Annotated in this window: 16 protein-coding genes; 10 read left to right on the forward strand and 6 right to left on the reverse strand. The window is 72.4% G+C overall.

What is annotated here, in order from left to right:
* Positions 1-105 precede the first annotated feature (105 nt).
* The 3 genes from DEI94_RS13015 to DEI94_RS13025 all read left to right on the forward strand — a co-directional run bounded on the left by DEI94_RS13015 (position 106) and on the right by DEI94_RS13025 (position 2581).
* A complete protein-coding gene (locus tag DEI94_RS13015) occupies positions 106-948 on the forward strand; it encodes a sulfurtransferase (protein WP_111011171.1) in 843 nt (280 codons plus the stop codon).
* 107 nt (positions 949-1055) lie between these two features.
* Positions 1056-1532 carry a GNAT family N-acetyltransferase gene (locus DEI94_RS13020; RefSeq protein WP_111011170.1) on the forward strand — a complete coding sequence of 159 codons (477 nt, stop codon included), beginning with the start codon at positions 1056-1058 and terminating at the stop codon, positions 1530-1532.
* Entirely contained in the window at positions 1529-2581 is a 1053-nt protein-coding gene (locus DEI94_RS13025; RefSeq protein WP_111026336.1) for an NAD-dependent epimerase/dehydratase family protein, read from the forward strand. Before DEI94_RS13020 ends, DEI94_RS13025 begins: the two co-directional genes overlap by 4 nt.
* Here the strand turns inward: DEI94_RS13025 and DEI94_RS13030 are convergent.
* A complete protein-coding gene (locus tag DEI94_RS13030) occupies positions 2570-4099 on the reverse strand; it encodes a carboxylesterase/lipase family protein (RefSeq protein ID WP_111026335.1) in 1530 nt (509 codons plus the stop codon). The genes DEI94_RS13025 and DEI94_RS13030 overlap by 12 nt on opposite strands.
* A 93-nt stretch (positions 4100-4192) precedes the next feature.
* Between DEI94_RS13030 and DEI94_RS13035 the strand changes: the two genes are divergently transcribed.
* From DEI94_RS13035 to DEI94_RS13055, 5 genes are all read left to right on the forward strand, one after another.
* Positions 4193-4747: a TetR/AcrR family transcriptional regulator gene (locus DEI94_RS13035; protein WP_111026334.1), complete on the forward strand. Its 555-nt coding sequence runs from the start codon at positions 4193-4195 to the stop codon at positions 4745-4747.
* A gap of 158 nt (positions 4748-4905) precedes the next feature.
* Complete coding sequence (locus tag DEI94_RS13040; RefSeq protein WP_111026333.1) at positions 4906-6807, forward strand: thioredoxin domain-containing protein; 1902 nt, start codon at positions 4906-4908, stop codon at positions 6805-6807.
* 82 nt (positions 6808-6889) lie between these two features.
* Positions 6890-10738 carry an ATP-dependent RNA helicase HrpA gene (gene hrpA / locus DEI94_RS13045; protein WP_111026332.1) on the forward strand — a complete coding sequence of 1283 codons (3849 nt, stop codon included), beginning with the start codon at positions 6890-6892 and terminating at the stop codon, positions 10736-10738.
* A 265-nt stretch (positions 10739-11003) separates the two neighbouring features.
* A complete protein-coding gene (locus DEI94_RS13050; RefSeq protein WP_111011163.1) occupies positions 11004-11246 on the forward strand; it encodes a hypothetical protein in 243 nt (80 codons plus the stop codon).
* A gap of 115 nt (positions 11247-11361) precedes the next feature.
* On the forward strand, positions 11362-12099 hold the full coding sequence (locus DEI94_RS13055; RefSeq protein ID WP_111026421.1) for a class I SAM-dependent methyltransferase: 738 nt from the start codon (positions 11362-11364) through the stop codon (positions 12097-12099).
* 126 nt (positions 12100-12225) lie between these two features.
* Here the strand turns inward: DEI94_RS13055 and DEI94_RS13060 are convergent, their stop codons facing one another.
* The gene (locus DEI94_RS13060) at positions 12226-16899 is read right to left on the reverse strand and encodes an Ig-like domain repeat protein (protein WP_111026331.1); all 4674 of its coding nucleotides are present in this window, start codon (positions 16897-16899) and stop codon (positions 12226-12228) included.
* Between the two features lie 262 nt (positions 16900-17161).
* Here DEI94_RS13060 and DEI94_RS13065 point away from each other — a divergent pair, with 262 nt between their 5' ends.
* Together DEI94_RS13065 and arfA are read left to right on the forward strand one after the other, a co-directional pair.
* Positions 17162-18175: a LacI family DNA-binding transcriptional regulator gene (locus DEI94_RS13065; protein WP_111026330.1), complete on the forward strand. Its 1014-nt coding sequence runs from the start codon at positions 17162-17164 to the stop codon at positions 18173-18175.
* 166 nt (positions 18176-18341) lie between these two features.
* Entirely contained in the window at positions 18342-19877 is a 1536-nt protein-coding gene (gene arfA, locus DEI94_RS13070; RefSeq protein ID WP_111026329.1) for an arabinosylfuranosidase ArfA, read from the forward strand.
* A gap of 133 nt (positions 19878-20010) precedes the next feature.
* On the opposite strand, the gene DEI94_RS13075 is transcribed toward arfA, so the two are convergent.
* The 4 genes from DEI94_RS13075 to DEI94_RS13090 all read right to left on the reverse strand — a co-directional run bounded on the left by DEI94_RS13075 (position 20011) and on the right by DEI94_RS13090 (position 23061).
* Positions 20011-20289 (reverse strand): GlsB/YeaQ/YmgE family stress response membrane protein, encoded by a 279-nt coding sequence (locus tag DEI94_RS13075; protein ID WP_111011159.1) that lies wholly within the window; start codon positions 20287-20289, stop codon positions 20011-20013.
* 120 nt (positions 20290-20409) lie between these two features.
* Positions 20410-21384: an AraC family transcriptional regulator gene (locus DEI94_RS13080; protein ID WP_111026328.1), complete on the reverse strand. Its 975-nt coding sequence runs from the start codon at positions 21382-21384 to the stop codon at positions 20410-20412.
* Between the two features lie 154 nt (positions 21385-21538).
* The gene (locus DEI94_RS13085; RefSeq protein ID WP_258370214.1) at positions 21539-22291 is read right to left on the reverse strand and encodes an esterase/lipase family protein; all 753 of its coding nucleotides are present in this window, start codon (positions 22289-22291) and stop codon (positions 21539-21541) included.
* On the reverse strand, positions 22288-23061 hold the full coding sequence (locus DEI94_RS13090; RefSeq protein WP_181436105.1) for an alpha/beta fold hydrolase: 774 nt from the start codon (positions 23059-23061) through the stop codon (positions 22288-22290). The genes DEI94_RS13085 and DEI94_RS13090 overlap by 4 nt, the downstream gene beginning before the upstream one ends.
* Positions 23062-23129 lie beyond the last annotated feature (68 nt).

Below are 23129 nucleotides of genomic sequence, written 5' to 3' on the forward strand. Positions count from 1 at the left end.
TGACGACGCGGGGTCGTCCGAGCGTCCACGACGCCGGATGACCTCGCGTTTCGGCGTGTTGCCGGAGCTTGTGGAGCGTCAGTGGGTGCGGGTTATGTTGTCGGCATGTCCCCGCTCCTGACGTCGCCCCTGGTGTCGACCCAGTGGCTCGCCGACCACCTGGGGTCGGACGACCTCGTGGTGATCGACGCGACCGTGCGCACGTCGGGCATCGGCCGCGGCACCCGCTGGGAGTCCGCGCACGACGCGTACGTCGAGGACGGCCATGTGCCGGGTGCGGTGTTCGCCGATCTCGTCGACGACCTCAGCGCTCCCGGAGCGGCCATCCCGTTCACCCGTCCGGACGTGGCGCGGTTCGAGCGCGCCGTCTCGGCGCTCGGCGTCTCGAACGGGTCGACCGTCGTGGTCTACGACGCCGCCCAGGGCGAGTGGGCCTCGCGGCTCTGGTGGCTGTTCCGCTCGTTCGGCTTCGACACCGTGGCCGTGCTCGACGGCGGGTTCGGCAAGTGGTCGCGCGAGGGGCGCCCGATCCGCCTCGGGGCGCTCGCTCCGCGGTCGTCGACGTTCCTCGCGACCGAGGAGCGACCGATGTGGGCGGACCGCGACCGCGTCGAGCGCGCGGTGGACGGGTCGGAGCCAGCCGCCCTGGTGTGCGCCGCCGACGAGCGCGCGTTCGGTCCCGCCGTACCCGAGCTCATCCCCGGGACGACCGCGATCCCCATCGACCGGGTCATCGACGAGGACACGAACGCCTTCCTCCGCCCGCGGACCCTGTCGACGGTCTTCGCCCCCGTGCTCGACGCCCCCGAGGTCGTGACCTACTGCGGTGTCGGTACCGCCGCCTGCGTCGACGCGTTGGCCCTGACGGTCCTCGGTCACGACCACGTGCAGGTCTACGACGGCTCCCTGGCGGACTGGTCGCGGGCGCCCGAGCCGGTCGCCTCCTGATCCTGCCGGTGGCTCGCTCCCCCTCCCGACGGCCGGGAGGCCCGGTCCGGTCCACAGGGACCGGGCAGCGGTCCGACCGTGGGGACGGCACGGGATACCGTGACGCCATGCACAGCACGACGACCACGACCTGGTCCGTTCGCCCGGTCGAGCCCCAGGACGAGGCACCGTGGCGGGCGCTCTACCGCGGGTACCGCACGTTCTACCGCCTCGACCACGACGACGCGGTGGTGGACCGGACCTGGCAGTGGATCGTCCGGGGCGACCACGGACTCTTCGGCCTCGTGGCGTCCAGGCCGGACGGGACCCTCGGCGCGTTGGCCGACCTGCGCTGGTTCGCGCGGCCCTCCAGCGCGACACTCGGGCTCTATCTGGACGACCTCTTCACCGCCGCGGAGCACCGCGGACTCGGGCTCGGCCGCATGCTCCTCGACCGGGCTCGGTCGGTCGCGGCCGACGGGGGTGCGTCCGTGGTCCGATGGATCACCGCTGCCGACAACGCGACGGCGCGGTCCTTGTACGACGCCCACGCCACGGCCACACCGTGGATCACCTACGACATGGCACCGGGAGCGGCACGATGAGCGCGCGCCGCGCAGTGGTGCTCGGCGGCACCGGGGGCATCGGGTCGGCGATCGTCCGGCAGCTGCTCGACGCGACCGACGACTGGCAGGTGGACGTGGTGGCGCGACGGGGCGGTGCGGCGGCCGATGCGCTCGTCGCCCGTGGTGCACGCTTCGTCCCGGGAGATCGACGGGACGGGGCGCTGCTCCGCGACGTCCTCCGCGACGGAGCCGACCTGCTCGTGGACGGCGTCGCGGCGACCGCCACGGACGCCAGGCAACTCACCCCGTACCTCCCCGACGTCGCCTCGACCGTGCTGCTCTCGACGAAGGCCGTGTACGCCGACGAGCGTGGTCGCCACGCGAACTCACTCGAACGTCCGGTGTTCCCGGTGCCGATCACCGAGGCCCAGCCGACCGTCCCCGCGTGCGAGGGCGACCCGACCTCCCGAGACGGGTACGCGGCGAACAAGGTGGCCGCGGAACAGGTCCTGCTCGACCACGGGGCCCCGGTGACGGTCCTGCGTCCGTCGAAGGTGTACGGGGTCGGGATCGGCCGGCCGCGCGAGTGGTGGGTCGTCCGGCGGGTGCTCGACGATCGCCCCCACATCGCCCTCGCCGACGGCGGGATGAGCATCGACCACACCACGGCCGCCGCCGGCGTCGCCAGCCTGGTGCGCCTCGTCGCCGACCTTCCGGATCGCCGGATCCTCAACGTCGCGGACGAGCCCGCTCCGACGGTGCTCGACATCGTCCGGACGATCGCCGGGCACCTGGGACACCGGTGGGAGGAGGTCCTGCTCGACCAGGAGGGCTCCGCGCTGACGGGCCGCAGTCCGTGGTGGACGCCCTCGCCGGTCGTGCTCGACACCTCGGCCGCCCGAGCCCTCGGCTGGCAACCGCCCCGGTTCGAGGACGCCGTCCTGCCCGAGGTCGACTGGCTCGTCGAGGTGGCCCAGTCGACACCGGCCGACGGGGACGTCCCCTGGGCCACCGATCCCTTCTTCGAGCGCCTGTTCGACTACGGCCCCGAGGACGCGGCACTCACGCTCTTGTCGTTACGCGAGTGACGCCGGGTTCCACGCCCGTCGCTCGTCACCGTCCGGGTCGTCGACCTCGGTGATCGTGTCCGCGAGCAGGGCCGTGGTCCGCTGATCGAGGTCGTAGGGACGCCACGGCGCGCGCCCGGTGCGCACGAACGTCACCCAGGCGTCGTGCACGGTGCGCGCGGCCCGCTGTGACGGATGCGGTCCGATCCGAGGGGCGAGTTCCGGAAGCGTCACCGTCTCGAACACGAAGGGCGTGTCCGCGGCGTGGCACGAGCCGAGGCCGTCGTTGTCGCGGGCGTCCACGGCGTCGAACCGGTACATCCAGGTCCCGGACGACCCCTGCGCTGCTGTCGTGGCGCTCTGCTCCACGCCGCGCGCCGCGAGCGCCTCGGCCAGGGCGACCGTCGGCATCCGGAACCGTTGGTCGCCGCCCACGGCCACGAGCAGCTCGCCCGGCGTCGCCCCGGGTCGCCTCCGCCGGTACACGTCGAGGCCCTCCGCTGGCAGCCCCCACCGCTCGGCGGCGGCACGGAGCCCCGCCTCGTCAGTGGCGTCGACGAGTCCCGTGGGCCGCGCGAACAGTTCGTACTCGTCCCGCGTCGTCCCGAGCAGGACGGGAACGTCCGCGGCGATGCCGGCATCGACCGCGTCGACGGGTCGCAGTGGCACCAGGTCACCGTCGATGACGGGCGCGAACGGGACACCACCACGTGGGATCGATCCCCATCCGCCGGCACTGGCGCGGGCGACGACGCCGCTCACGGCCTCCACGAGCGTGTCGGACGGGACTGCGGCGAGCGCCGCGGTGGTCGGTGGGATCCCGAGGTCCGCCGCGAGCGCGTCGGTCAGTGCCCGTCCCTCCTCGACCGGGAGCAGCTGGCTGCCGGCACCGCTCTGGATCACGGCCGCGGCGAAGAGGCCGCGTGCGGACGGCATCGTGAGCAGGGTGGCGACGGATGCTGCTCCGGCGGACTCCCCGGCGATCGTGACGCGGTCGGGGTCGCCGCCGAACCCCGCGATCTCGTCCCGCACCCATCGGAGCGCGGCGACCTGGTCCTGCATGCCGAGGTCCGGCGAGCCGTCCTCCGTGCCGAGGGATCCCTCGGCACCGAGCCGGTAGTTGATGGTGACGCAGACGATGCCGTCGCGGGCGAATGCGGTGCCGTCGTACTCCGGCAGCGAGCCGGAGCCCTGGAGGAACGACCCGCCGTGGATCCACACGAACACGGGGAGGCGGTCCGCGCCGACCGGCGTCCAGACGTTGCAGTTGAGCCACTCGTCGCCGGGGATCGTCACCTCGGGCAGGATCGGCACGACGGGCGCCGGGTAGCTCCCCTTCGGCGCCGTCGGGCCGTACACGGTGGCGTCGCGGACGCCCTGCCATGGGACGACCGGCTGCGGCGGTCGGAGTCGGTTCCGGCCGACCGGAGCGGCGGCGTACGGCACGCCGAGGAACCGTCGGATGCCGTGTTCGGCGGTCCCCCGGATGCTGCGGCCCGACACGTGGACGACGTGTTCCGCCTGCTCGTTCTGTTCCATCGCTGCTCCTCCACGGTACTGTGAGTGGTCACTCACAACTTACGTGTGAGCGACCACTCACACAAGTGACAGCACGGACTTCAGGAGGGCGCCATGGCCGGTCGCGGAACCGCCGACGAACGACGCGATCAGATCCGCCGAGCAGCGACCGTGGCGTTCGCCCGCTCGGGACTGCACGGGGTATCGATCGACACCATCGCGCGCGAGGTCGGCATCAGCGAGGCGTACGTCTTCCGGCTCTTCGGCAACAAGCGCGCCCTGTTCATCGATGTCGTCGTCGCCGCCTGCGACCGCCTCACCGAGGGCATGGTCGCTGCGGCGGCGGGAGCCACCGGCCCCGATGCACTCACGGCGATGGGCGACGCCTACGTCGAGATGCTCGGGGACCGGGACCGGCTGTTGCTGCAGATGCAGGGGTTCGCGGCGTGCGCGGACCCGGCGGTCCGCGCGGCGATGCAGGACGCGTTCGGCCGATTGTGGGGCACGGTGGCCGAACGGTCGGGGATGGAGGACGTGCCCGTCAAGACCTTCATTGGGCTCGGGATGCTCATGAACACCCTCGCCGCGCTCGACGTCGGGACGCTCGACGCCGAGTGGGCACGTGCTGCTCGGTCCTTCGTCCCGTTCGGTCCCGCTGGCGCCATCTGATCGCGGCGCGCGCCGGTCCGCGACGACCGGACGGAGTTACCGGAGGCTGCCCTCCTCGGTTCCCCGCACGACGTCCACAGCGTCGGTCGGACCGGTTGCGGTCCACAGCGCGCGTTGGCCTGGGACCACGCGCGCGGCCTCGGTGCAAGGCTGGGCCCATGAGCGACAACCGTCTCGGCACCGCCGTCAGTCCCTACCTGCGAGCCCATGCCGACAACCCCGTGGACTGGCGGGAGTGGGGCACGGAGGCGTTCGCCGAGGCCGCGGAGCGCGACGTCCCCGTGTTCGTGTCGATTGGCTACGCCACCTGTCACTGGTGCCACGTCATGGCCCGTGAGTCGTTCTCCGACCCGGCGATCGCCGACGAACTCCGTCGGGACTTCGTGTCGGTCAAGGTCGACCGCGAAGAGCGCCCGGACGTCGACTCCAGCGCCATGATCGGCGCGAGCGCGTTCACCCAGAACCTCGGCTGGCCGCTCAGCGTCTTCATGACACCGGGGGGCCGGGTGTTCTACGCGGGCACCTACTTCCCGCCCGAACCCGTGCAGGGCCACCCCTCGTTCCGGCAGGTGCTCGGCGCGGTGCGCGAGGCCTGGACGGACCGGCGGGACGAGGTCGACCAGAACGCCGACGGCATCGCCGCCGCCATCACCGCACAGTCACAGGCGGGTGGCGGCGCGGACGACGCCGGTTCGGAGGCTCGGGGCGGCCCCGCCACGGCCCTCCCGGATCCGTCGGCGGTGCACGCGGTCGTGGACCGACTGGCGGAGGCCGAGGACCGGGAGTTCGGTGGCTTCGGGTCGGCCCCGAAGTTCCCGAACGCGCCGTTGCTCGAGTTCCTCGTCGATGCCGGTGCCGACGGCGACGCGCAGGCGCTCGACCTGGCGGAACGAACCCTGACCGCGATCGCCGGGTCCGACCTCCTCGACCCCCTCGACGGCGGCGTCTTCCGCTACGCCACCCGGCGTGACTGGAGCGTGCCGCACTACGAGCGGATGCTGTACGACAACGCGGGGCTGCTCGCGACCGCTGGTGCCCTCGCCCGACATCGCCCCGGGGGCATCGCCCCGCAGCTCGCGCGCGGCATCGCCCGGTTCCTGCACGCCGTGCTGCGGACGGCGGACGGTGTGTTCGTCGCGGCGCAGGACAGCGAGAGCACCATCGACGGCCGACGCGTCGAGGGTGCGTGGTACCGCGAGGACGCCGCGGGTCGCGCTCGGCTCGACCCGCCGCCGCTCGACGACCACGTGCTCACCGGCTGGAACGGACTCGCCATCCGTGCCCTCGCGATCGCCGGGGCGGCGCTCGCGGATCCCACCATGATCGAGGACGCTCGCAGCGCCGCTGACCGTCTCCTCGCGACACACCTCCGCGACGGTGCGGTCGTCATCCGGTCCTCGACGCCCCGGGGACCCTCCGCCGCGGGACCCGCACTCGAGGACATCGGGCTGTTCGCCGAGGGGCTGGCCGAGCTCGCGCTCGCCAGCGGAGAAGCCCGGTACGCGACGGCGGCGCGGACCATCGTCGACGATGCCGTCACGCTCGACGACACGGGCCGGGCTCGGGTGGTGGTGGGTGCGGATCCGGTCCTCGCGGCCGCAGGCACCGATGCCGGCGAGCAACCCCAGACGGCGCTGCGGAGCGGCTCGATGGGACTCGCGGGTGCGGCTGCCCGCCTCGCGGAGTTGACCGGCGACTCCCGGTACCGCTCCATCGCCGCTCAGCTGGTCGCCGGCCGGGCGAACGACGGACTGCGGCAACCCCTCGGCCACGCCGATGCACTCGCGCTCGCGCTCGAGCTCGCTCGTCCGAGTCGCGAGGTCGTCGTGGTGGTCGAGCACCCCGACGACCCGATGGCCCGTCGCGGCGTGGCCGAGCGACGTCCCGGCACGCTCGTCGCGGTGGTGACACCCGAGCAGGCCCGCGCCTTCGCCGCTGCGGGCTTCGAGCTGTTCGTCGACCGCGATGCGCTCGCCCCCGCGGCCTACGTGTGTCACGACATGGTCTGCGCGTTACCGGCGCGGACGATCGACGCACTCGCAGCGAGCCTGTCCGCCTGACCGGACCGCTCCCCGGCCACCGCAGGCCGCCACGACCCCGCGGACCCCCGGGTGGAGCCACGCGACGTAGACTGGAGGGCTCATGCCGACCACCCCGATCGCGATCTCGTACCCGCCGGACCTTCCCGTGTCGCAGCGACGCGACGACATCGCCGCCGCGATCCGCGACCACCAGGTCGTCATCGTCGCCGGCGCGACCGGGTCCGGCAAGACGACGCAGCTGCCGAAGATCTGCCTCGAACTCGGACGCGAGCACATCGGACACACCCAGCCACGGCGGATCGCGGCGCGGACCATCGCGGAGCGCGTGGCCGAGGAGCTCGGGAGCGACCTCGGCGACCTCGTCGGGTACCAGGTGCGGTTCACCGACAAGGTCTCGGCGAACACCCGGGTCAAGCTCATGACCGACGGGATCCTGCTCAACGAGATCCACCACGACCGCGACCTCCAGCGCTACGACACGATCATCATCGACGAGGCGCACGAGCGGTCGTTGACGATCGACTTCCTGCTCGGGTACCTGAAGCGGCTGTTGCCGCGGCGCCCCGACCTCAAGGTGATCATCACGAGCGCGACGATCGACCCCGCGTCGTTCTCCCGGCACTTCGACGGGGCTCCGATCATCGAGGTCTCGGGCCGGACGTTCCCGGTCGAGATCCGCTACCGGCCCCTCGTCGCCGAGGACGGCACCGACGCCGACGCCGACGTGGACGCCGAGCTCGACGAGGACGACGCACGCACCGGTGACGCCGGGCGGAGTACCCGCGTCGGCTCCCCCGACGACCGCGACTTCCTGCAGGGCATCACGGACGCGCTCGAGGAACTGGCGCGCGAGGAACCCGGCGACGTGCTCGTGTTCCTGTCCGGCGAGAACGAGATCCGCGACGCCCAGGACGCCATCGAGGGCAAGCGGTACCCGGGCACCGAGGTCCTGCCGCTGTACGGGCGGCTGTCCGCGGCGGACCAACATCGGGTGTTCCAGCGGAGCAGCACGCCGGGCGTCCGCAGGCGCGTGGTGCTCGCGACGAACGTCGCCGAGACGAGCTTGACCGTGCCCGGGATCCGATACGTCGTGGACACCGGCACCGCGCGCATCTCGCGGTACTCCCCACGTGCGAAGGTGCAGCGGCTGCCGATCGAGGCGATCTCGCAGGCGAGCGCGAACCAGCGGTCGGGCCGGTCCGGCCGCACGAGCCCGGGCATCGCGATCCGCCTCTACTCCGAGGACGACTTCGCCCGCCGCCCCGAGTACACGGACCCCGAGATCCTCCGCACGAACCTGGCCGCGGTGATCCTGCAGATGATCTCGCTCGGCTTCGGCGACATCGGCGCGTTCCCGTTCCTGCAACCCCCGGACTCGCGGGGCGTCAAGGACGGCCTCGACCTGCTCCGCGAGCTCCAGGCCGTGGACAAGCAGGGCGCGATCACCCGCACGGGCCAGCAGCTGACCCGATTGCCGATCGACCCCCGCCTCGGACGCATGGTGCTCGAGGCGGGCCGGCAGGGCGTCGGCCGCGAGGTCATCGCGATCGTCGCCTCCCTGAGCATCCAGGACCCGAGGGAACGCCCGCTCGAGCAGCGGGCCCGTGCCGACCAGCTGCATGCACGGTTCTCCGATCCGACGAGTGACTTCCTGACCCTCCTGACGCTCTGGAACCACATCGAGGACCGGCAGACGGAGCTCAGCTCGAGTGCGTTCCGCCGCGAGGTCCGCTCCGAGTTCCTCAACTACCTGCGGATCCGCGAGTGGCAGGACCTGTACCGGCAGTTGTCACGGGCCGCCAAGCAGGTCGGGGTGCACGTCGGGACGGAACGCAAGGACGACCCGGACGCCGTCCACCGCGCGCTGCTGTCGGGCCTGCTCAGTCAGATCGGGTTGCGGGACCGAGAGAAGCGCGACTACCTCGGTTCGCGCAACACCCGCTTCGTCCTGTTCCCCGGGAGCGTGCTGGCGAAGAAGCAGCCGGATGCGGTGATGGCCGCCGAACTCGTCGAGACGAGTCGCCTCTTCGCGCGCACGGTCGGGAGGATCGACCCGGCCTGGGCGGAACCGCTCGCCGGGGACCTCCTCAAGCGCACCTACGGGGAACCCCACTGGGAGAAGAAACAGGGCGCCGTCGTGGCCTACGAGCGCGTGACGCTGTTCGGCGTGCCGATCGTCGCGCGACGGCGCGTGCAGTACGCCCGCATCGACCCGGTGCACGCACGCGAGCTGTTCATCCGGCATGCCCTGGTCGAGGGCGAGTGGGACTCCCCGCAGGCGTTCGACCGGGCGAACCGCAGGCTCCGGAAGGAACTCGAGCAACTCGAGGAGCGCACCCGCCGCCGCGACATCCTGCTCGACGACGAGCGCGTGTTCGACTTCTACGACGCCCGGGTACCCGCCGACGTCGCGACCACCCGGGGGTTCGAGGGCTGGTGGCGCCGAGAGCGCCGGGACCGCCCGGACCTGCTGACGATGCGCCGAGAGGACCTGCTCGACGAGTCCGCCGCCGAGGCTGCGCAGGACGAGTCCGAGTACCCGACGCAGTGGCGACAGGGCGACCAGCGTCTGGCGCTCCGCTACCGGTTCGAGCCGGGCGCCGAGGACGACGGCGTGTCCGTGCAGGTGCCCCTGCCGCTGCTCCCCCGCATGCGCGAGGACGGCTTCGACTGGCAGGTGCCGGGGCTGCGGAAGGAGCTCGTGACGGCGCTCATCCGGGCGCTCCCGAAGCAGATCCGCAAGAACGTGGTGCCCGCGGCCGACTGGGCGGAGAAGCTCGTGGCGGTGCTGCCGGACGACGCGCCGGCCGAGCCGACCGAGTCGTTCCGCTCGACGCTCGCCGCGGCGATCCAGCGCATGGTGCACGTGCCGGTGACCGAGGCCGACTTCGACATGGAGCGCGTGCCACCGCACCTCCTGCCCACGTACACGGTCGTCGACGAGCGCGGCCGCCGCGTCGGGTCCGGCAAGGCGCTCGGGACGCTGCAGGAGCAGCTCAAGGAGCGGACGCAGGCGAGCGTCGCGCGGGCGGCGAGCCGTCCCTCCCGATCGGGAGGCGCGGCTCCGGTCCCCGGGACCGCGGAGCGCTCCGGACTCACCACCTGGCCCGAGGCCGACCTGCCCCAGGTGCTGGACACTCGCCAGGCCGGCGGCACGATCCGCGCGTACCCGGCACTGGTCGACGAGGGGAAGTCGGTGGCGGTCCGGCTGCTCGCGACGGCAGCCGACCGGGCGGTGCAGATGCCAGCGGGGGTCCGTCGACTCGTCATGCTCGCCGTGCCGAGTCCGGTGAGCTACATCCAGTCGCACCTGACCGCGCAGGAGAAGCTCGCCCTCGCGACGAGTCCGTACCCGTCGACGACGGCGCTCTTCGACGACGTCCTCGCGGCGGTGGTGGACGCCGGCGTGCGGCGACGGCACCCGGACGGGCTGGTGTTCACGCGTGCGGAGTTCGAGGCGACCCGGGACGCCGTGTCGGCGACCGTGGTGGACACCATGTTCGGAGCGGTGTCCGAGGTCGCGGCCGTCCTCACGGCGTGGCGTGGTGCCGAGCGCGCGTTGAAGGCCGCCACGTCGATGGCCCTGCTCCCGGCGCTGACGGACATGCGGCAGCAGATGGAACGGCTCGTGTTCCCGGGCTTCGTCGCGGCGACGGGGATCGACCGGCTGCGTCGACTCCGCGTGTACCTGCAGGGTGTCGAGGCCCGGGTGGCGAAGCTCCAGCAGAACCCCGGCCGGGACCGTGCCTGGTTGCGGGACGTCGAGACCGCCACGACCCGGTACCTCGAGGCCGGGGGGACCTTCCCGCCGCAGCCCGGTGCGCCCGCCGAGCTCGTGCACGCACGGTGGATGCTCGAGGAGTTCCGGATCTCCCTGTTCGCCCAAGAGCTCCGGCCCGCCGAGACGGTGAGCCTGCAGCGGATCGCGAAGGTGCTCGCGTCGGTCTGAACCCCGATCGGCGTGCCGGACGACCTGCCGTGTCAGCCGTTCTGGGGACCCGTGCCCCCCGTCGGAGCGCCGTCACGACCCCCGCTTTTTCCGGCATGTGTCCGCGTCTTTCGGGGGTGTTACGTCGGGCCGTGCGGTCACCGAGTCTTCGTCGCCGAGCGACTGTCCGGCCGTCCAGTCGGTCTAGCGTGATGAGCACGCCCGGTGGTCGGGCGGCGTCCGTGCGCGGACGTTGTCGAGCTCCGCTACGGGGAACGGAACCGAGATGGCCTTCGCACTGCACCGCTGGAACCGCGCCACACTGCTCGCGCGCCTCGAGGCGAACGAGGCGATCGACGACGCGTCCAGCATGGATCCCGCGCAGGCGGCGCGGGAGCGGCTCCGACTGCTGGCCGTCGGCGACCGGTTCGAGGCAGCCGTCATCTCCGACGACGAGGCGATCGCCGAGTTCCGTCGGCTGCGTGACGACGCTCGGCGCATCGCGGTGGGTCAACCGGTCCTCGACTGAGCGCGGACGCGTCCGCCACGAAGCGTGCGAGCACGACCGGGGCGACCGAGCGGGCGGTGGTTCAGGGCGTCCGACCGGCCGCTCCGGTCGCGTGACCACGTGCGAGGCTGTCGGCATGCAGCACGACGAGCACCATGACCGGAACGCCTTGTCGTTCGGCGCCATCGCCGACGTGTACGAACGGGGGCGTCCCGGCTACCCCGCCGAAGCGATCGCCTGGGTGCTACCGCCTGGCGCGTCGCGCGTGGTCGACCTCGGTGCCGGGACCGGCAAGGCGACGAGGGTGCTGACGACGCTCGCCGCCGAGGTCCTCGCGGTCGAGCCCGATCCCGGTATGCGTACTGCACTCGCGCGGGTGCTCCCGGACGTACCGGTGCTCGAGGGCACGGGCGAGGCGATCCCGCTGGAGGACGACTGGGCCGACGCCGTGGTCGTGGCCCAGGCGTGGCACTGGATGGACCCGGTCGCGGCGTCGCGGGAGATCGGCCGGGTGCTCCGGCCGGACGGCACGCTCGGGCTCGTCTGGAACCTCCGGGACGAGACCGTGCCGTGGGTCGCACGCATGAGCGCCCTCATGCACCAGCCGGGTGAGCGCGTGATGGGCGTCGAGCACCCGGCGTTCGCGCCGCCGTTCGCCAGGCACGAGCGGCACGAGGTCCGCTGGGTGCACGAGCAGAGCCGGGAGGAGTTCCTGGCGATGGTGGCGTCCCGCAGCTACGTGAGCACGCTCGAGGCGGCGGAGCGCCAGGCCTTGCTCGGTCGGATCGAGGACCTCCTGGACGGTGACCCCGCGCTCTCCGGTGACGTGATCGCGGTGCCCTACGTCACCTACGCGCACCGCGCCTCCCGGTAGCGACGCCCGAGAACGAGCACGCGGGAACGCGCGCGCACGGACGACGAGTGCGCGGTCGTCCGACCGCGCACTCGTCGTCGGCACTCGCCCCGGCGACGGGGAGACCCGACCGCCGGGGACGCAGGGTCAGACCGTACCGCTCCGCCGCATCGGGCCCGGCCGCCGCTCGCGGAGCCGGTTCGCGGTGACGAGCAGGGCGCCGGCGAGCACGAGGAGCAGCGCGCCGAGGCCGACCATGCCGACCGCGATGTCCGACCCGGTGAACGCGAGCTGCCCGACGGACACGACCGCGGCGACCGCTGTCCGGGCGACCGCGTCGTGGATGCCGAGTACGACGCCGTCGGGGTTCAGCGCCTCGACCCGGTACGAGTACGTCGTGTCGGGGTCGAGGCCGGTGAACACGGCAGTCGTGGCACCGGCACCGAGGGTGCGCGACGCGACCGCGTGGGCGAGGTCGCTGCTCGCGGAGACGACGATCCGGTAGGCCGTGGCACCGGGGATCGGCTTCCAGGTGGCCGTGAAGGACCCAGTCGCCTTCGACGGGACCACGATCGGCTCGACCGTGTGGATCGCCGTCACGACGATCGCCGTCGTCGCCGACGAGGGTCCGTACGAGTCGTCGCCCGTGTACGCTGCCGCGACCGTGTCCGAGCCGGGCACGATGCCCGCGGTCGAGCACGTGGTGTGCGGGAGCGTCAGCGTGCAGAGCACCCGGTGGTCGACGCGCAGGGTGACCGTACCGGTGGCGTGCGCGGGCAGGCCACCGATCGCCAGGGTGACCGTGTCGCCCCACGTGGTGCTCGACGCTGCAGCGTGCACCGTGACCGCGGTCGCGGCCCGCGCCACGTGCATGGTGATGGGCGTGCCGGTCGAGCCGTCGTGATCGGCGTCACCCGAGTAGACGGGCGTGACCTGGTGTGTGCCGGTCGGCAGGTCGGTGACCGTGGTGCAGCTCGTCGCGCGCCCGAGTTGCACGGTGCAGAGGGTCGTGCCGGCGTCGTCGGTGAACGTGACCGTGCCCGTGGCGCCGGCGGGCAGCCCGGTCGGGGTCAACACCACGCCGGTGCCGTAGGTGGTGTCGATCGTGCCGAGACCAGCGCCGCTGCCGCCGCCCGCACCACCGCCACCCGAGCCGCTCCCGCTGCCGCTCCCGGTCCCGCTGCCGCTCCCACCCCCGGCGCCCGTGCCACCACTGCCCGGCACGACGGCGACGGCCGTGGGCGCCTTGGCGACCGTGATCGTCAGGGTCTGCGTCGCCGTGGCGGGCGCGTGGTCGTCGTCGCCCGGGACGAACGTCGTCGTCACCGTGTGGGTCCCGGCGCCCAGCGCGGCCGAGGTCGTGCACGAGAGCGCGGGGAGCTGCACGGAGCAGAGGACCTGGTGGTCGTCGTCGGTGAACGTCACGGTCCCGGTGGCACCCGGAGCGATGCCGGCGACGGTCAGGGTGACCGGCGTGCCGTGGACGGGATGGTCGTCGCTGACGCTCGCGGTGATGCTGCTCGACCTCGCGGCGACGACGAGCTGGACCGCCGGGCTCGTGCTGCCGACGTGGTCGGTGTCGCCCGTGTACGTCGCGGTGATCGCGTAGCTGCCCTTGTGCAGGGTCGACGGTGTGACCGTGGTGGCAGCTGCGCCGTCGCGCACGTCCGCCGAGCCGAGCGCCAGCCCGTCGCTCGTCGCCCACGTGACGGTGCCCGACGCACCGGCGGGCAGGTCCGTCACGGCGAGCGCGGCCGTGTCGCCGTAGTCCACGGAACTCGTGCTGCCGCCGTCGATGGTCGCCCCGATCGCCGTGGTGGCGCGCTGGACGACGAGCGTCACGACCGGGCTGTCGACGGCCTCGTGGTCGTCGTCGCCGACCCAGTGCGCGATGACCCGGTACCTGCCGGCGGTGAGGGCGGCGTCGGTGTCGATGCTGGGCCTCCCGGCCGTGGCCGTGCCGAGCACGGTGCCACCGGTCGTCGCGAACCGGATGACGCTGTCGCTGGCGGCGCCGCTCGGGAGGCCCGTGGCGGTCAGGCGCGCGGTCGTCCCGTAGGTCACGGTGTCGGCGTCGCTCGTGTGGCCGTCGGCCGTCACGCCGATGGCGGCGGTGGCCTTCGCCACGTGCACGGCGACCGGGTCGCTCGAACCGCCCACGTGGTCGGTGTCGCCGTCCCAGCTCGCGCTGACCGTGTGGTCCCCGGCGGCCAGCGCGGTCGTGGTGCACGAGGTCGCGGGCAGGTGCACGGTGCACAGCGGGGCGCCGCTCTCGTCGGTGAACGCGATGGTGCCGGTGGCTGCGGCGGGTGTGCCCGTCGCCGACAGGGTGAGCTCGTCGCCGAAGGTCGGGGTCGGGTCGCTCACGGTGGTGGTCATCGGGACGGCCGGCACCCGGTCGACCGTGAGCGTCGCGACGGAGGACGTGCCGCCGGCGTAGTCACCGTCGGTCGTGCCGGCGTAGGTCGCGACGATGCGGTGCGCACCGGCGTCGAGCGTGCTCGTCGGCGTGCAGGACGTGTCGGGCAGCGTCACCTGGCACAGCGCGGGCGCGTCGGCGGACCCGGTGTCCGCGGACGCGTCGCGGAACGACACGGTGCCCGCGGCGTCGGACGGGAGGCCCGTCACGGCGAACGTGGGGACGTCACCGTACGTCGTGGTCGCGGTGGTGTGACCGTCGACGGTCGTGGCCGAGCTCGTGGCTGCCTGGCCGACGTGCACGGTCGCGGTGTTCGTGGCCGTGGAGGCGGCGGTCGCGCCGTCGCCGGAGTACCGGGCGGTCACGACGTGGTCGCCGAGCGGCAGCGTGGTGGGCTGCGTGCACGAGGGCGTCGTGGTACTCGCGTCGGCGGTGCAGGCGGCGGTGCCGTCGACGAGGAACGTCACGGTCCCGGTCGCACCCGAGGGCAGCCCGGTCGCGCTGTAGGTCGGCTCGACGCCGACGCGCGTGGTCTGAGCCGGTGAGGCGCCGACGGTGAACGCCGAGGAGCGGAGCGCGACGTCGACGGACGCCGTGCCCGTGGACCCGGAGCGTGTGGTGTCGCCCGAGTAGGTCGCGGTCACGACGTGCGGACCGGCGGCGCTCTCGACGACGGAGCACGACGCGGTGCCGTTCGCGACGGGGACCGCCCTGCACACGGTCGTGCCGCCCTGCGTGAACGTCACGGTGCCGGTCGCGGCCGTGATCGTGCCGCTCGGGCTGCCGGTCGTGGTGACGGCGGCCGTCACCGTCGTGGCACCCCCGGCCGTGATGGAGGCCGGCGAGGCCGAGACCTGGAGGGCCGTCGGGACGTGCGCGACCGTCGCGGTCGCGTGGGCGGACGCGGTGGTGAGGGCGTCGGTCGACGCGACGGTCGAGGTGATCGTGGCGGTCGTGCCGACGGCGCCGCTCACGGTGTACGGGATGTGGATCGCGGGGAGGGCGGTGCCGGGCTGCGTGCCGGCGGCCGAGGAGTCCGTGCACGCGACGGTCTGACCGCTGGAGTCGGACGGGTCCGTCGCGCAGCTCCAGGTGCCGTCCGAACCACCCGCCGCGTTCGGCGTCGCACCCGCGTCGAACCGGGTGGTGACCTTGACGAGGCCCTGCTCGGCACCGCCGCTCGCGGCGACGGCCGGCGTGACGGTGTAGGTGTCGCTGTCGCCGCGCTGTGGCGAGGGGTCCGACACGGACGCCGTGGCCGCGAGCTGCGGCACCGCGCCCGTGAGCGAGGTCGCGGTGAACTGGTTCACCTCGTGCTTGTCGTAGGAGCCGCCGGTCGACCCGACCCACCCGTAGGTGAGCTTGTACGGGTACCCGGTCGACGGATCGATCCAGCTGGCGGGGAACGTGGCACCGGAGGTGGTCACGTTCGGCAGGGTGCCCATGAGGGTCTGCGGCCCAGCGGTGGCGTCGATCGAGTCGTACACGATCGCCCAGTTGCCCGCGGGGACGGCGGTCCTCGGCAGGACCGAGCTGCCGTTCGCGCCCGTCATCCCCTTCGACATCACCGTCGCCGTCGAGGTGTTCACGACGATCTCGACGGGCACGTCCGCGTCCGTCCGGCTGGACACCGTGGCCTTGGTCAGGGCACCCGAGGGCTGGGAGCTCGCGATGTAGCAGTAGCCGACCGTCCCGTTGCCGGGGCCGCGGACGGTGACGTTCGCCTTGCCGTTCGTGGTGTTCGAGGCGACACCGGTGGTGCAGTTCGTCCCGCTGTACGTCGTGGTCTTGTAGTTGCCGTACGCGTCCAGTCCGAGCCCGAGGTACCCGTAGGGCAGGCCGCTCGCCGTCGAGCCGTAGTCGTGGTTCGCGCTGTAGCCGAGCGATCCACCCGTCGGACCGGTCTGGGTCGGCGGCTTCGGCGCGTAGGGGTCGGTGGCAGCGAGGTAGAACGCGATGCCGTCCGCGCCGTTGCCGCCGTACTGGTAGGAGTCGAACGTCACGTCGAGGCCCTGGGCGATCGGGACGGCGCCCTTGGCTCCCACGCCGCCGACCTTCGTCCCCGTCGCGTCCGTCAGGCGGAGCGCGCCGTTGCTGCTGTCGACGGCCGTGGTGGCGCAGCCCGGGACCGGGGTCTGCGACGTGTCCGTCCCCGCCGTGAGACAGGCGATGTTCGTCCCACCGGGCAGGGTCGGCTTCATGAAGGAACCCGAGTCCGCGATCGAGGGGCCCGTGAACGCCTCCTGCGCGTACTGCGTCGTCGCCGTCGTGGTCGCCGCCTGCGCCGCGGTCGTGGCGAGCCCGACGGACACACCGCCGAGCATGAGTGCGACGCCGAGCACGGCGAGGCGGCGGGCGGTCTTCGGGCGCGCGCGATGGCGCGCGGTCGCGGCAGCGAACACGGCGGCGGTCCTGTCGGATCAGGGGGTTCGGGTCGGCTCGGTCGCAGCGGCTGATGCCGGGGTTCCGAGTCCTCCCAAGGTACTGACGCCGCCGGTTCCATTCACCTGCATCGAGACCCCCAGTGCGGGGCACGTCCCCCGTGTGGAGGACCGGGCGGGGTCACGGGAGCTGGTCGACCGCTCAGAGAACGGACGGCCCGGGTCTGAGCCGCGCTCACGCGCGCGCCGTTCCGGGTCCCCGCGGGCGATAGGCTCGACGGCGATGCGTCCGACGGTGCGGGACGTGGCCGCCCTCGCCGGGGTGTCGCCAAAGACGGTGTCCAACGTGATCAACGGCGGTGTTCCGGTGCGCCCCGACACCCGGCAACGGGTGGAGGCGGCCCTCGCCGAACTCGACTACGTCCCGAACCTGTCGGCGCGGGGGTTGCGCAACGGCCGGTCCGGCACGATCGCGCTCGCACTGCCCGACCTCGGGACGTCCTACTCGGCCGAGCTCGCCCGTGCGTTCGTCGAGCTGGCGCGCGGGCACGGTTGGGCGGTCCAGATCGACCAGACCGGGTCGGACCCCGCGCGCGAGATCGACCTCATCTCGCGGGCGCGGGCCCACCTGGTCGACGGCCTCGTGCTCAATCCGGTCACCCTCGGCGAGAGCGTCGTGGCGAACGGGCGGGGTCTGCCGCCGACCGTCGTGATCGGCGAGGTGGAGCCGCAGGACATGGACCAGGTCCACGTGGACAGCTTCGCGGCCGGCCGCGACGTCGGCCGTCTGCTCATCGCCACCGGGCATCGACGGATCGTGCTGCTCGGCACCTCGGACGACTCCTTCCGCACCGCCTCGAGCGAGACCCGACACGAGGGGCACCGCGCGGCGCTCCGCGAGGCCGGCCTGCGCGAGGACCCGACCCTGTCGATCGCCGTCGGATCGTGGTCGACCTCGGCCGCCGCCGCAGCGATGTCCCGGTTCCTCGACCAGCACGGGTCGCCGGATGCCGTGTTCTGCTTCACGGACTCCATGGCGCTCGGTGTGCTCCACGTCCTCGCCGACCGTGGCGTCCGCGTGCCCGAGGACGTCTCGGTGGTCGGGTTCGATGACATCGAGGAGGCCTCGTTCGCGGTGCCGTCGCTGACCACCGTCTCGTTCGACAAGCGCGCGATCGCCGAGGCCGCCCTGACCGCGCTCGAACGCCGGATCGAGGACCCCGACGCGCCGCGGATCGTGCAGGTCGTGCCGCACCACATCGTCGAGCGTGCGAGCGTCGCCCCGCGCCGGGGCTGACACCCCCGGATGAGCGGGCCGGCCGGCGGGATGCGCGGCCCACCGCGGAGCCCCGACGCTCGCCACCGTCGGCACGACGCGCCGACGGTGGCTTGTGGAGGCGAGTTACAACGATGTAAAACGGGAGCGACCACCACCACACGACGACGTGAGGACCACATCGCGCATGTCCACCGCAACCATCACCGTCGACCGCGAGTTCATCGTCGGTCCCGTTCCGCGCCGACTGTTCGGCTCGTTCGTCGAGCACATGGGCCGATGCGTCTACACCGGGATCTACGAGCCCGGCCACCCGAGCGCCGACGAACACGGGTTCCGCCGCGACGTGCTCGACCTCACCCGCGAGATGGGCGTCTCGATCGTCCGCTACCCGGGCGGCAACTTCGTCTCCGGCTACCGCTGGGAGGACGGGGTCGGCCCCGTCGAGCAGCGTCCCCGCCGGCTCGACGGCGCCTGGCACACGGTCGAGACGAACGCCTTCGGTCTGCACGAGTTCGCCGCCTGGGCCAAGGAGGCGGGGGTCGAGGTCATGGAGGCCATCAACCTCGGCACCCGCGGCGTCGAGGAGGCCCGTGCCATCGTCGAGTACGCGAACCATCCGGGCGGCACGGAGTGGTCGGACAAGCGTCGCGCCAACGGAGCCGAGGAGCCGTTCGACATCCGCGTGTGGAACCTCGGCAACGAGCTCGACGGCCCCTGGCAGATCGGCCACAAGACCGCCGACGAGTACGGCCGCCTGGCGCAGGAGGCCGGCAAGGCGATGAAGCTCGTCGACCCGACGATCGAACTCGTCGCGGTCGGCTCGTCGAACTCGCACATGCCGACCTTCGGGTCCTGGGAGCACACGGTCCTGTCGCACGCCTACGACGAGGTCGACTACATCTCGATGCACGCGTACTACCAGGAGCACGACGGCGACGCGCTGTCGTTCCTCGCGAGCGCGAACGACATGGACTACTTCATCGAGTCCGTCGTGGCCACGGCCGACGCCGTCAAGGCGAAGCGCCAGTCCTCCAAGGTCGTCAACGTCTCGTTCGACGAGTGGAACGTCTGGTACCAGCGCGGGCTCGAGACCGAGGACCAGCCGCACGTCGTCGGCAAGGCCCAGTGGCGCGAGCACCCGCGGCTCATCGAGGACCAGTACAACGTCACCGACGCGGTGGTCGTCGGTACCTTCCTCAACTCGCTCCTCCGCCACGGCGACCGCGTCACGATCGCGAACCAGGCCCAGCTGGTCAACGTGATCGCGCCGATCCGCAGCGAGGAGAACGGTCCCGCGTGGCGTCAGACCATCTACTGGCCGTTCGCCCGCACCGCGGAACTCGCCCGCGGTGACATCCTCCGCACCGTCGTCCGGAGCGACCGGTTCGCCTCGTCCCAGTACGGGGACGCCGACGTCGTCGACGCGAGCGTCACGTACGACGCCGACCGCGGCCGCGTCGCGGTGTTCGTCGCCAACCGCGGTCTCGAGGAGGCGTCGGACGTCACCGTGGCCCTCCGCGGCTTCACGGCCGGCCAGGTCACGCGTGCCGAGGTCCTGACGATCCCCGAGGGCGGGGACCGCTTCACCGCGAACACCGAGGCGGCGCAGGACGCCGTCGGCCTCACACCGCTGCAGGCGTCGGTCCAGGACGGCGCGCTCCGCACCACCCTGCCGCCGCTGTCGTGGGCGGTCCTGGAGGTCGAGGTCACCCAGGCCTGACCGGTCCGGGCGGTCCCGGCCACCGTGCCGAAACGACCGGCCAGATCGCAGAACATGCCGCTCACGTTCACACGTGAGCGGCATGTTCTGCGATTTCGAGGCTCCAGAGGACCGGGAGCCCGGCGACCGGTGGTCAGCGGCGAGCAGCCCCGCGCCCCGCGAACCGCGTGTAGATGAACAGCACGATGACCGCGCCGATGATCGACCCGATGATCCCGGCAGGCTGGAAGAAGCCGTCCATCGGGTCGTGCTGGAAGATGAGGAACCCGAGGAACCCACCCACGAACGAGCCGATGATGCCGAGCACGATGGTCGCGATGATGCCCATCGACTGCCGGCCGGGGATGATGAGGCGGGCGAGCGCACCGGCGATCAGGCCGATGATGATCAAGCTGATGATGAGACCGATCAAGAGGTCCTCCTGGTGTTGCGTTAGTCCGCTACGCCACGGCGGGTTCGCCGTAGCGGTGATCAGCACCCGAGTCAACTCCGAATCCGCCCGACCTGTTACGCCGCCGTGCGCCGCGTCGGGTCAGCCGTCGCGGCGCAGCGTCGTGTTCGGGGCCTCGCCGAACTCGGCGGCGTAGGCCGCGGCGAAGCGTCCCTTGTGGCCGAATCCGTGCGCGCCCGCGATCTCGGCGACGGTGTCCGTGCGGTGGTCGGCCGCGAGCAACCGGTCCCGCACCATGCTGAGCCGAACGCGACGGAGGTACGTGGTGGGCGTCATCCCATGCGTCCGGTTGAACGCCTCCTGCAGCCCGCGCATGCTCATCCCGGCCGCGGCGGCGACGTCGGTGATGCCGATCGGGCTCGTGGCGTGCTCGCGGATGAAGCGCTCGGCGGCAGCGACCCGGGCTTCCGCGGCCGTCCCGACCCCGTCGGGGTCCGTCGCCGGCACGACCGGCCAGTGCGGGAACGCGGCCAGGAGGCCCTCCGCAGCCGTCCGCGCCAGCTCGCGCTCCGCGTCGAGCGTCACGGTCGCGGGACCGCTGATGAGCGTCACCGCGACCTGCCGCACCATGGCCCACCACGCCGAGCGGGCGTCGCCCGTGGGGATGTGGTCGTGGTCGAACCCGAGCGGTCCCGGAGCCCAGCCCCCGCGTTCCGCCGCGACCTCCTCGACGATCGACCGGTCCACGTGGAGCAGGTCCTTGTCGAAGCCGTCGTAGCGGAAGGGGAACGACCCGGTCGGGTAGAGGACGGGTTCGCCCTCGGACACGTCGAGGCCCGCGATGGAGCCGCTGCCCTCCTTGAGCCACGCGACGACGTACTCGTCGGCCGACGTCTCGAGTTCGCCCGACACCATCCCGGTCAGCCGGGTGGACGCGAGCGACAGCAGTCCGGTCCCGGTGACGGTGTGTCGGAAACCGAACGGCCGGCCGTCGGCGTCGGGCTGGACGTCCCAGCCGACGGCGTGATGCGTGGTCTGCAACAACACCCGCGCCTGCTCGACGTCCTGGCTCGTCGCGACCCTGCGCTCCCGGGTGATACGGGCGGTTCCTTCCATCGTCCGCTCATCATCACGGGCACGCGAGGGTTCGGCAATTCCAGAGACGCACGATCCAGCCAGACACCGTACTGCCCGCGCTTCGCGGACAATCGGCCGGTCAGACGGCGGTCATCGTGCGGCTCGTTCGGGCATCAGGACGTCGACGACCAGGTCACTGCGGCTCCGAGGACACCGCCGGGTCGACGGCGTCGAGCACGGCCCGGTAGGTGCGCGGATCACTGAGGATCCGGAAGTGCCCGCCGACGGGCAAGCGCTCGTTCTTCGCCCCGACGAGGGCACTGCCCTCGGGGATCATCGTGTCGAAGACGCCGTAGACCGAGGTGATCCGGCCGTTCGCGTGCACGTCCGCGAGGAGCGCGGCCAGGGTCGGGTCGTGCACCGAGAACGCCCGGAGCGTCGCGTTCGGCGCGAACCGTGCGTACGACGAGCCGCCGAACGGGGCCGACACGGCGACCATCCGGTCGACGCGACCACCGCCGTCCAGCAGGGTCATCGCGTACTTGCCGATCAGTCCGCCCTTGCTGTGGGTGACGAGGAGCACGTCGTGGAGGTCCTCGGCGCGGATCTGGTCCATCACGAGTCGGGCACCGGCGCGCACCGACTGCCGGTTGTGCCGCAACGCCGTCACGACGAACACCGGGTGCCCGTGATCGTGCAGCGCGTCCATGAGGGGCCGCATGAAGTGCCACGTCTCGTACACGCCCGGCACCACGACGATCGGCTGGCGGTCACCGCTCCGGTAGTCGTCGGCCGTCGTCGGCCCGAGGCTCCGCAGCTGCCACACCGCCGCGTACCACCAGTCGAGGAGGAACCATCGCGCGTCGCGCAGGTGCACGGCCAGGCGGGGAGGTGGGTCGGGCGTGCTCCGCGCCTCCCGGTCCCGCCACCCGGTCGCGCCCGTCACCGGAGCTGCCCCACGGTCTGGACGCGGATGAACTCGTCGACGATCGCCGCGACGGCACCGGGGTGGGCGTCCTGCACGTGGTGCGGTCCGGGCAGCTCGATGAACGCGGCTTCTCGCGCGACCCCGGCGACACGGGCGGCCCAGCCGCGGCGGGCGACCGGGTCCTCGGTGCCGCGCATCACGAGCACGGGGACCTCGAGCGCAGCGACCGACCGCAGCGTCGGGTACCGCATCATCACCCGGAGCTCCCGCAGGTACGTCGGCATGCTCCGGAGGTAGTCGGTGAGGAGCGTCGCGTTCATCGCCGGTCGCTCGCGGATGCCGTCGACCGCGAGCGAGAACCCCTGCTGCAGGAGCGTCCGCCGCCGGTCGTCGATCACCGGGCCGATGAGCCCCACCGACGTCACGAAGCCCGGGTCCTGGAGTGCCATCCCGACGACGACCTGCGTGCCCATCGACTGCCCGATCGCCAGACACTGCTCGACGTCGCAGGCGCGGAGCGCGGTGATGACGAGTCGGGCGAGGTCCTCGATCTCGAGTCGGCGACCGGGAGACGGGGAGTCGGCGAAGCCGGGCAGGTCGACCGCGATCGTCCGGTACGAGCGCGAGAGCACCCGCTGCACGCGTTTGAACGACCGGTGCGACATGCCGATCCCGTGCACCAGGACGATCGTCGGCGCCAGGGTGTCGCGAGCACGGCCGGCGGGGGCCAGGGTGCGGAGCCGGAGGACACACCCTTCGACGTCGACGGTCTCGACGAGTGGGCGCATGGAGATCACGCTACGCGGCACGCCCGACGGGATGACCATCCGCGACATCAGCGTCGTCCTCGGCGTTC

Source organism: Curtobacterium sp. MCBD17_040, from assembly GCF_003234805.2.
In the GTDB taxonomy this organism is placed as follows: Bacteria; Actinomycetota; Actinomycetes; order Actinomycetales; family Microbacteriaceae; genus Curtobacterium.

Bases quoted from the DNA above. Each gene is read 5' to 3' on its own strand.
- hrpA (WP_111026332.1), top strand. From the start codon at position 6,890: ATGCCGACCACCCCGATCGCGATCTCGTACCCGCCGGACCTTCCCGTG.
- DEI94_RS13080 (WP_111026328.1), bottom strand. From the start codon at position 21,384: ATGGAAGGAACCGCCCGTATCACCCGGGAGCGCAGGGTCGCGACGAGC.
- DEI94_RS13065 (WP_111026330.1), top strand. From the start codon at position 17,162: ATGCGTCCGACGGTGCGGGACGTGGCCGCCCTCGCCGGGGTGTCGCCA.
- arfA (WP_111026329.1), top strand. From the start codon at position 18,342: ATGTCCACCGCAACCATCACCGTCGACCGCGAGTTCATCGTCGGTCCC.
- DEI94_RS13025 (WP_111026336.1), top strand. From the start codon at position 1,529: ATGAGCGCGCGCCGCGCAGTGGTGCTCGGCGGCACCGGGGGCATCGGG.
- DEI94_RS13015 (WP_111011171.1), top strand. From the start codon at position 106: ATGTCCCCGCTCCTGACGTCGCCCCTGGTGTCGACCCAGTGGCTCGCC.
- DEI94_RS13040 (WP_111026333.1), top strand. From the start codon at position 4,906: ATGAGCGACAACCGTCTCGGCACCGCCGTCAGTCCCTACCTGCGAGCC.
- DEI94_RS13030 (WP_111026335.1), bottom strand. From the start codon at position 4,099: ATGGAACAGAACGAGCAGGCGGAACACGTCGTCCACGTGTCGGGCCGC.
- DEI94_RS13090 (WP_181436105.1), bottom strand. From the start codon at position 23,061: ATGCGCCCACTCGTCGAGACCGTCGACGTCGAAGGGTGTGTCCTCCGG.
- DEI94_RS13050 (WP_111011163.1), top strand. From the start codon at position 11,004: ATGGCCTTCGCACTGCACCGCTGGAACCGCGCCACACTGCTCGCGCGC.
- DEI94_RS13035 (WP_111026334.1), top strand. From the start codon at position 4,193: ATGGCCGGTCGCGGAACCGCCGACGAACGACGCGATCAGATCCGCCGA.
- DEI94_RS13020 (WP_111011170.1), top strand. From the start codon at position 1,056: ATGCACAGCACGACGACCACGACCTGGTCCGTTCGCCCGGTCGAGCCC.
- DEI94_RS13055 (WP_111026421.1), top strand. From the start codon at position 11,362: ATGCAGCACGACGAGCACCATGACCGGAACGCCTTGTCGTTCGGCGCC.